The 1,337-nt window shown below is 44.2% G+C and carries 2 protein-coding genes; both read left to right on the plus strand.

The genetic code is table 11. From position 1 onward, the window contains the following. The coding region (locus tag KDK18_RS13545; RefSeq protein ID WP_257255461.1) for a DUF4116 domain-containing protein at positions 1–895 on the plus strand (895 nt) is incomplete at its 5' end. A 187-nt stretch (positions 896–1,082) separates the two neighbouring features. Then, the coding region (locus tag KDK18_RS13550) for a hypothetical protein (protein ID WP_257255462.1) at positions 1,083–1,337 on the plus strand (255 nt) is incomplete at its 3' end.

Below are 1,337 nucleotides of genomic sequence, written 5' to 3' on the forward strand. Positions count from 1 at the left end.
GGGCATACCCATTTTTGAAGGAGGTCAGTGGGACTTTAATTTGCTTGCACAACGCCTTAATCGTGATGTTGCGACAGAAACGGATAGATTTGCCTTTCAACATTGCCTATTCGTAATGTCCAGTCGGACTAAAAGTGCCTGGCTCTATACTGCCCCTTGCTGTCAGTTATTGAGCAAACACCATCAACAATTTACTCATTATGTTCATCGGCTAAGTATATGGCACATGTCGTTAGTTTGTCGGGAAACACCGGAAGAAAGTGCGCGGGAAATCTTAATGAGTGATGAGATCGGTGAGGACACCCGCAGGGAACTCTTAAATCATCTTCTATTATTGACTCCCATAAGAGCTACTGAACTGGTTGAGCAAGTCTATGACATGGGGAATCAATGCTTTGTTATCAAGCCATCTTACAATTACAGATTGGAGTTTTATGCACCACCGGGCCAGCCACTTGGGGATCATAAAGAAAAGATCAGGAATGCCGTGGTGAAGCATGGGCTGAAATATGCCAGCCAACGGGTTCTGAATGATAAAAACTTTGCATTATCTGCCATTTCAGAATATCCCGCAGAACTGCGATATTTGAGTGAAAAGCTGAGGGATGATAGCTATGTCGTCATGGCCGCTATCGCAAAGTATCCAGAATCTTTGCAGTATGCCAGTGAAAGACTACGAGGCGATAAAGACATTATTCGAATAGCCATTGCTGAAAGTATTCATTCCTTATTGTTAGTCACTGAAAAGGTATTGAAGGATCGCCGGTTTATGCTCGAATTAATTGAAAAAAATCCTCGAGCTTTCAATTATGCTGCTGCCGAGCTTAAATATGATAAGGCTTTTATCAATGAAGCAGAACAAAGAAACCCCGAAGTTCGTCAATACCACAGATAACCTGCGGATAAAGTCTGATCGATCCGGACAACGTTGACCATTGAAAACCCTGTTGTCAGCCTACTGTTTTTTTTCTACTGCGTGCCTGAAGCTGATGGGTGAACTTTATAAAAACATTATTGTCGAATCAAAAACAATGGCTCGCCATTGAATTATGGATGAATATTAACCTGATAGGGCTATCATTATGTTACCCTTGCCTGCAAACATTGACAGATCAAATCCTCAAAGCCTGCCAGCCGGACCAAAGCAGGACAGGGGGGCTGATCGTGCTTCCAAAAAACGTCTCGGCGATTCTGTTACCCATAGTGTTCCGCTCAGCCAAACGTCACTGTCCAAGCGTTTCTGCCGTCCATCTGTTTCAGCTCAGGCTGCTGTCCTTCCCCCCAACCGGGAACAACTTGGGGGCAAGGGAATGTTTTTACAGCGCATGAAGGAAGCC

The sequence above is a fragment of the Endozoicomonas sp. SESOKO3 genome (assembly GCF_024606255.1).